Genomic DNA, 6,762 nt, shown 5'->3' with positions numbered 1-6,762 from the left:
GTCGAAGAAACAGTGGCGCCCGACCGAGGACGGATACCCCCCGGCCCGGCCCCGACTCACCCACCACCCCTAGGCGCTACACAAGCCCCCACCCACCCGCACTGGCGCCGCAGGCATCCGCGCCGGACTGGACCAATCCCCGGAATGCTGGAACACCACAGCCGCCGTACGCGTCTCTTCCTAGTGGACGCATGTCATACGGGCTCCGGGGCACACGCCGGGACAGATGTAGCACCCCGTACGTCACATCTGTAACCACAGCACCACCCCCCGTGCACGTGCATCTGCTCATGCATCTGCACGTGAACAGAGCTATGATCCGGACCAGTTGACCTCTGCATCACTGGCCCCAAGGCCACCGCACCACCGGGGAGCGACCTGTGGACCACGACGTGTACAACGACGTGTACAACGGCATGGCAGCCACGGAGCTGAACGGGGTGGCCTGGCAGAAGAGCCGGCACAGCAACTCGCAGGGCTCCTGCGTGGAGTTCGCCCGCCTCCCCGGCGGCGACGTAGCCGTCCGCAACTCCCGCTTCCCCGACGGCCCCGCCCTCGTCTACACCCGCGCCGAGATCGAGGCGATGCTCCTGGGCGTCAAGGACGGCGAGTTCGACCACCTCGTGGGCTGATCCGCCCGTAACGCGCGTAGAACAACCGTGTCAGACCCGCCCCCACGCCCGCCTCGCCCCTACGCCTGCCCCTGACCCTGGGACAGCTGAGGCAGCTGAGGCAGCTGGAACAACGCCCAGACCACCTTCCCCCCCAGCGTCCCGGCCAGTGGATGCCACCCCCAACTGTCCGCGAACGAGTCGACGAGGAACAACCCCCGCCCCGACTCAGCCGAGAAGTCCTCCGCCTCACGCTCGACCGGACTCTCCTGACTGGGATCCCGCACCGCACACACCAGCCGCTCGGTCCACCGCATCAAGTGAAGCCGTACAGCAGGGTGTTGGTCGGCGGCGCACACCGCCCCCGCGGGCAGCGCATGCCGCAGCGCGTTGGTCACCAACTCGGAGACGACCAGGCACACATCGTCGAAGCGTTCGCCGATCTCCCACTGGTCCAGTGTCCGGCGCGTGAAGGCCCTCGCCTCGCGCACCGCTTCGAAGCGGGCGGGAAGTGCGCAGGACGCGGCGTTGGACACGGCCGCGGGATCCAGCGGCGGAAGGCCCTGCCGTAACGGCTCGAGCATGGTCGATCCATTCGTCCCCATGCGAGGCACTCCCGGGAATTCGCGGTCCAAGCGTGCACGATGCAGCGGTTGCGCGAGACCATGCTCTTGGATGAGCGATGCAGATGCAAGGTGCAGATGCACGTGCACGTGACCGAATTGGACCCTCCGGTACCGTTTCTTGGTCATTTTTTCCGCCATCTTCTCTCCCCCTACTTGCCAACTCCTTCCTGCTTCCTGTGCAGAATCTCTGACTTCTTTCCTTCTCTGTAATCGGACGAGTACTGCTCGGAGTGATTTAGTGGCAGACTCTGGCCCCTGAAGCGTTGGGGAGGCTGGCGAACGTGAGCGTGGGAGAGCCCGGATCGGTGGTGCGGCGCATGCTGCTCGGGTCGCAACTCAGGCGGCTGCGCGAGTCGCGCGGCATCACGCGCGAGGCCGCGGGTTACTCGATCCGCGCCTCGGAGTCGAAGATCAGCCGGATGGAGCTGGGCCGGGTGAGCTTCAAGACACGGGACGTGGAAGACCTGTTGACGCTGTACGGCATCACCGACGAGGCGGAGCGCACCCAGCTCCTCTCCCTCGCCCGGGAGGCCAATGTGGCGGGTTGGTGGCACAGCTACTCCGACGTCCTGCCGAGCTGGTTCCCCACCTATGTGGGCCTGGAGGGCGCCGCGTCCCTCATCCGCGGCTACGAGGTGCAGTTCGTGCACGGACTGCTGCAGACCGAGGCGTACGCGCGAGCGGTCGTCCAGCGCGGAATGAAGGGCGCGAGCCGGTCCGAGATCGAGAAACGGGTCGCGGTGCGCCTGGAGCGCCAGAAGTACCTCGTCTCCGAAAACGCCCCGGACTTCCACATCGTCCTGGACGAGGCGGCGCTACGACGCCCCTACGGCGACCGCGAGGTGATGCGCGGTCAGCTCCAGCACCTGATCGAGGTGTCCGAGCATCCGAACGTGCGGCTGCAGGTGATGCCGTTCGGCTTCGGCGGCCACTCCGGTGAGAGCGGCGCCTTCACGATCCTGTCCTTCACGGAGTCGGACCTGACGGACGTCGTCTACCTCGAACAGCTCACCAGCGCGCTCTACCTGGACAAGCGCGAGGACGTCACCCAGTACGAGAAGGCTCTCAAGGAACTCCAGCAGGACAGCCCCGGCCCGGACGAGAGCCGCGACGTCCTGCGCGGCCTCCTCCAACTCTCGTAGAACTGTAGAACGCTCACCGGAGCTTCCCCTGAGCTTCCCCGAGACCTCCGGGGGTTCTCCCCATAACTTCGCTCACCGTCCCCAACTCACCTGCATCACAAGTACGATGACAAGTGATCAGCCCGTGATGTAGATCGCGTGTCTGCGAGTGATTTGGGGATCACATGTCGTCGTACTTCACCGACCTGGCCCAGCAGTACATCGACGGTGAGTGGCGCCCGGGGACGGGTTCCTGGGACATCATCAACTTCAACCCGTACGACGGCGAGAAGTTGGCTTCCATCACCATAGCCACGGTCGAAGAGGTCGACGAGGCCTACCAGGCGGCGGCCCGCGCGCAGAAGCAGTGGGCGAAGACGAACCCGTACGCGCGCCGCGCGGTCTTCGAGAAGGCGCTGCGGCTGATCGAGGAGCGCGAGCAGGAGATCACCGAGGTGATCATCGCCGAGCTCGGCGGCACGCATCTGAAGGCCGGCTTCGAACTCCACCTGGCCAAGGAGTTCCTGCGCGAGTCGATGCAGTGGGCCCTGCGCCCCGAGGGCAAGATCCTCCCGTCCCCGGTGGACGGCAAGGAGAACCGCCTCTACCGCGTCCCGGTCGGCGTAGTCGGCGTGATCAGCCCCTTCAACTTCCCCTTCCTCCTCTCCATCAAGTCGGTGGCCCCGGCCCTCGCGCTCGGCAACGCCGTGGTCCTCAAGCCGCACCAGAACACGCCGATCACCGGTGGCTCGCTGGTCGCGAAGATCTTCGAGGACGCCGGCCTCCCGGGCGGCCTGCTGAACGTCGTCATCACCGACATCGCGGAGATCGGCGACGCCTTCATCGAGCACCCGATCCCGAAGGTCATCTCCTTCACCGGCTCCGACAAGGTCGGCCGCCATGTCGCCACCGTCTGCGCCTCCCACTTCAAGCGCTCGATCCTCGAACTCGGCGGCAACAGCGCCATCGTGGTCCTCGACGACGCGGACCTCGACTACGCGGTCGACGCGGCGGTCTTCAGCCGTTACGTCCACCAGGGCCAGGTCTGCATGGCCGCCAACCGTGTGCTGGTGGACCGTTCGGTGGCCGACGAGTTCACCGAGAAGTTCGTCGCCAAGGTGAGGACCCTCAAGGTCGGCGACCCGAGCGACCCGCGGACCGTCATCGGCCCGGTCATCAACTCCTCGCAGGCGGAGGCGATCTCGGGTACGGTCGAGCAGGCGATCGCCGAGGGCGCGACGGCGCTGCTGCACGGCACGACCACCGACAACCTGGTCGAGCCCTCCGTGCTGACCGGCGTCCCCGCCGACTCGCCCCTGCTGCACCAGGAGGTCTTCGGCCCGGTCGCCTTCGTCATCCCCTTCGACGGCGAGGAGGAGGCGATCCGCATCGCGAACGACACTCCGTACGGCCTCAGCGGCGCCGTCCACACCGGCGACATCGAGCGGGGCGTCAACTTCGCCAAGCAGATCGACTCCGGCATGTTCCACGTCAACGACGGCACCGTCCACGACGAGCCGATCGTCCCCTTCGGCGGCGAGAAGAGCTCGGGCGTCGGCCGCCTGAACGGCGAGGGTACCGTCGAGTGCTTCACCACCCAGAAGTGGATCTCCGTGCAGCACGGCCGCAGCGGCTTCCCGTTCTGACCCCCGGACCCCTTCTCTACGGACCCGTCCTCGCCGGACCTCGTCGGAGTTTTCTGCGTACGTCACCGCGCCCCGGGCCATCGAGGACAGGATCTGACCTCGATGGCCCGTAGCTTCTTGGGTGTCAGGCGGGGGGGACCGACTCCCGCCTCCGGCGAAAGGCGACGGCCATGGTCACCCACGTACCGGCAGAGGCGCAGGGAGACGAGCGAGGAGCGCTCCTCGCGTTCATCGAGGAGCAGCGCGGCGGAATCCGGCGGGCGCTGCTCGGACTGACCGAGGAGCAGGCCACCAGCAAGCCCAGCGCCAGCGAACTCTCCCTCGCGGGCCTGCTCAAACATGTCGCCGAGTGCGAGCAGGGCTGGATCGCGCGCGCCAAGCAGGAGCCGCCGGCCATCCACCGCGACGAGACCAACTGGCACGAGACCTTCCAGCTGGTCGACGGTGAGAGCGTCGAGTCGCAGCTTGCGTACTGGGACAAGGTCGCCGCCGAGACCGAGGCCCATGTCCGCTCGGTGCCGAGCCTGGACGACACCTTCCCGCTGCCGCCGGACCCGTGGTTCCCGCCGGAGGGCCGGGTCTCCGTGCGCTGGCTCTGTCTGCATCTGATCCGCGAGACCGCCCGGCACGCCGGCCACGCCGACATCATCCGGGAGTCGCTGGACGGCGCCACCGCCTTCGAACTGGTGGCGAAGGAACAGGGCACGTCCTGGGGCTGATCTCCCGCGGCCTACGCTGGCCCCATGTCAGCGATCCGCCTGCTCGTGCTCGGCGCGGTCCGCCAGCACGGGCGGGCCCACGGCTACCAGGTGCGGGGCGACCTGGAGTACTGGGGCGCGCACGAGTGGTCCAACGCCCGGCCGGGCTCGATCTACCACGCGCTCAAGCAGCTGGCCAAGCACGGGCTTCTGCACGCGCACGAGATCGCGCCGTCCACGGCCGGTGGTCCGCCGCGCACAGAGTACGAGATCACCGAGGCCGGCACCCACGAGTACCTCCGTCTGCTGCGGGAGGCGCTGGCCTCCTACGACCAGCGCACGGACGTGAAGTCGGCGGCCGTCGGCTTCATGCTCGACCTGCCGCGCGCCGAGGTGGTCTCCCTCCTGGAGGAGCGCATCCGCCGCATCGACGAGTGGCGCGGCTCCGTCACCGAGCACTACCTCCCCCCGGACGGCCCCGAACAGCTCGGTCATATCGGCGAGATCATGAACCTCTGGGTCCACACGGCCGACGCCGAGGCCGGATGGACCAGAGGCCTGATCGAGCGGATCGAGGGCGGGGCCTACACCTTCGCGGGCGAGGGCGAGCCGTTCGTAGGGGTCCTCGGCCCCTAGGGCCCCAGGGCCCTAGTGATGGAAGCCGGTGGCCGCCCCCTTGTCCCTCGTGGACGGGTGCGCCTGCCGGCGCAGCTCCGGCAGCAGGCTGGTGAGGTCGTCCACGAAGAGGTCGGCGAGGTCGGCGGAGAAGCCGTTGCGGCAGACGACCCGCAGCACGGAGAGGTCCTCACGGTTCGGCGGGAAGGTGTACGCGGGCACCAGCCAGCCCCTCTCGCGCATACGCCGGGAGACGTCGAAAACGTCGTACGAGTCCACGCCCTCGGCCGTGGTGAAGGCGAAGACGGGCAGTTCGTCTCCCCGGGTGAGGAGTCTGAAGTCCTCCAGCTGCTCGACGCGTTCGGCGATGCTCCCGGCCACGTCCCGTGAGGTCTGCTGCACCGCCCGGTAGCCGTCGCGGCCCAGCCTCAGGAAGGTGTAGTACTGCGCGACGACCTGGGCGCCGGGGCGCGAGAAGTTCAGGGCGAAGGTGGGCATGTCGCCGCCCAGGTAGTTGACGCGGAACACCAGTTCCTCGGGCAGCGCCTCCTTGTCGCGCCACAGTGCCCAGCCGACACCCGGGTAGACCAGTCCGTACTTGTGCCCCGAGGTGTTGATGGACGCCACGCGCGGGAGGCGGAAGTCCCACTCCAGGTCCTCGTCGAGGAAGGGCGCGACCATGCCGCCGGACGCGCCGTCGACATGCACCGGGATGTCCAGGCCCGTGCGCTCCTGGAGGGCGTCGAGGGCCGCGCAGAGCTCGGCGATGGGCTCGTAGGAGCCGTCGAAGGTGGAGCCGAGGATGCCGACGACCCCGATGGTGTTCTCGTCGCAGAGGTCGGCGGCGGCCTGGGGGTCGAGATGGAACCGGTCGCCCTCCATGGGCACCAGCCGGGCCTCGACCTCCCAGAAGTTGCAGAACTTCTCCCAGCAGACCTGGACGTTGACGCCCATGACCAGGTTCGGGCGGGCGCCCGGCTTCTGGTTGCGCTTGCTCCACCGCCGCTTGAGCGCCATTCCGGCGAGCATGCACGCCTCGCTGGAGCCGGTCGTCGAACAGCCCACCGCGGCCGAGGGGTCCGGCGCGTGCCACAGGTCGGCGAGCATCGCCACACAGCGCCGCTCCAGCTCGGCGGTGCGCGGGTACTCGTCCTTGTCGATCATGTTCTTGTCGCGGCACTCCGCCATCAGGACACCGGCCTGCGGCTCCATCCAGGTGGTGACGAAAGTGGCCAGGTTAAGCCGGGAGTTGCCGTCCAGCATCAGCTCGTCGTGGACCAGCTGATACGCCGTCATCGGCGCCATGGGATTGTCCGGCAGCCGGTGTTTGGGCGGGGCCTCGATCATGTCGCCGAGCGGATTCGCCTCGCCGTAGAAGGGGTTGACGGACAGCAGGCGCTCGTCGGACTTGTCGGGACCTTTGTGGAGCGGCATGGACGATCTCC

The 6,762-nt window shown here is 67.9% G+C and carries 7 protein-coding genes; 5 read left to right on the top strand and 2 right to left on the bottom strand.

Annotation, left to right across the window (positions count from 1 at the left end):
* The first annotated feature begins 380 nt into the window (after positions 1-380).
* Positions 381-632 (top strand): DUF397 domain-containing protein, encoded by a 252-nt coding sequence (locus tag ABZT17_RS22505; protein ID WP_356351317.1) that lies wholly within the window; start codon positions 381-383, stop codon positions 630-632.
* Positions 633-691: 59 nt separating this feature from the next.
* Here ABZT17_RS22505 and ABZT17_RS22500 read toward each other — a convergent pair whose 3' ends face one another.
* Entirely contained in the window at positions 692-1,195 is a 504-nt protein-coding gene (locus tag ABZT17_RS22500) for an ATP-binding protein (RefSeq protein WP_356351316.1), read from the bottom strand.
* A 359-nt stretch (positions 1,196-1,554) separates the two neighbouring features.
* Here ABZT17_RS22500 and ABZT17_RS22495 point away from each other — a divergent pair, with 359 nt between their 5' ends.
* The 4 genes from ABZT17_RS22495 to ABZT17_RS22480 all read left to right on the top strand — a co-directional run bounded on the left by ABZT17_RS22495 (position 1,555) and on the right by ABZT17_RS22480 (position 5,338).
* Entirely contained in the window at positions 1,555-2,379 is an 825-nt protein-coding gene (locus tag ABZT17_RS22495; protein ID WP_356351322.1) for a helix-turn-helix transcriptional regulator, read from the top strand.
* A gap of 164 nt (positions 2,380-2,543) precedes the next feature.
* Complete coding sequence (locus ABZT17_RS22490) at positions 2,544-4,004, top strand: aldehyde dehydrogenase family protein (RefSeq protein WP_356351315.1); 1,461 nt, start codon at positions 2,544-2,546, stop codon at positions 4,002-4,004.
* Between the two features lie 170 nt (positions 4,005-4,174).
* Positions 4,175-4,723, top strand: coding sequence for a DinB family protein (locus tag ABZT17_RS22485; RefSeq protein ID WP_356351314.1), 549 nt, complete (start codon positions 4,175-4,177; stop codon positions 4,721-4,723).
* A 24-nt stretch (positions 4,724-4,747) separates the two neighbouring features.
* Positions 4,748-5,338 carry a PadR family transcriptional regulator gene (locus ABZT17_RS22480; RefSeq protein WP_356351312.1) on the top strand — a complete coding sequence of 197 codons (591 nt, stop codon included), beginning with the start codon at positions 4,748-4,750 and terminating at the stop codon, positions 5,336-5,338.
* Between the two features lie 12 nt (positions 5,339-5,350).
* Here the strand turns inward: ABZT17_RS22480 and ABZT17_RS22475 are convergent, their stop codons facing one another.
* Positions 5,351-6,751 carry a glutamate decarboxylase gene (locus ABZT17_RS22475; RefSeq protein ID WP_356351311.1) on the bottom strand — a complete coding sequence of 467 codons (1,401 nt, stop codon included), beginning with the start codon at positions 6,749-6,751 and terminating at the stop codon, positions 5,351-5,353.
* Positions 6,752-6,762: the final 11 nt, after the last annotated feature.

It is taken from the genome of Streptomyces sp. NPDC005648 (assembly GCF_040605395.1).
Taxonomy (GTDB): Bacteria; Actinomycetota; Actinomycetes; order Streptomycetales; family Streptomycetaceae; genus Streptomyces.
Note: the sequence above shows the minus strand (reverse complement) of the source record. Positions and strands in the feature narration are given on the sequence as shown.

Excerpts from the sequence above, each read along its gene's own strand:
- ABZT17_RS22500 (WP_356351316.1), bottom strand. The coding sequence starts at position 1,195 with ATGCTCGAGCCGTTACGGCAGGGCCTTCCGCCGCTGGATCCCGCGGCC.
- ABZT17_RS22495 (WP_356351322.1), top strand. The coding sequence starts at position 1,555 with ATGCTGCTCGGGTCGCAACTCAGGCGGCTGCGCGAGTCGCGCGGCATC.
- ABZT17_RS22475 (WP_356351311.1), bottom strand. The coding sequence starts at position 6,751 with ATGCCGCTCCACAAAGGTCCCGACAAGTCCGACGAGCGCCTGCTGTCC.
- ABZT17_RS22485 (WP_356351314.1), top strand. The coding sequence starts at position 4,175 with ATGGTCACCCACGTACCGGCAGAGGCGCAGGGAGACGAGCGAGGAGCG.
- ABZT17_RS22480 (WP_356351312.1), top strand. The coding sequence starts at position 4,748 with ATGTCAGCGATCCGCCTGCTCGTGCTCGGCGCGGTCCGCCAGCACGGG.
- ABZT17_RS22490 (WP_356351315.1), top strand. The coding sequence starts at position 2,544 with ATGTCGTCGTACTTCACCGACCTGGCCCAGCAGTACATCGACGGTGAG.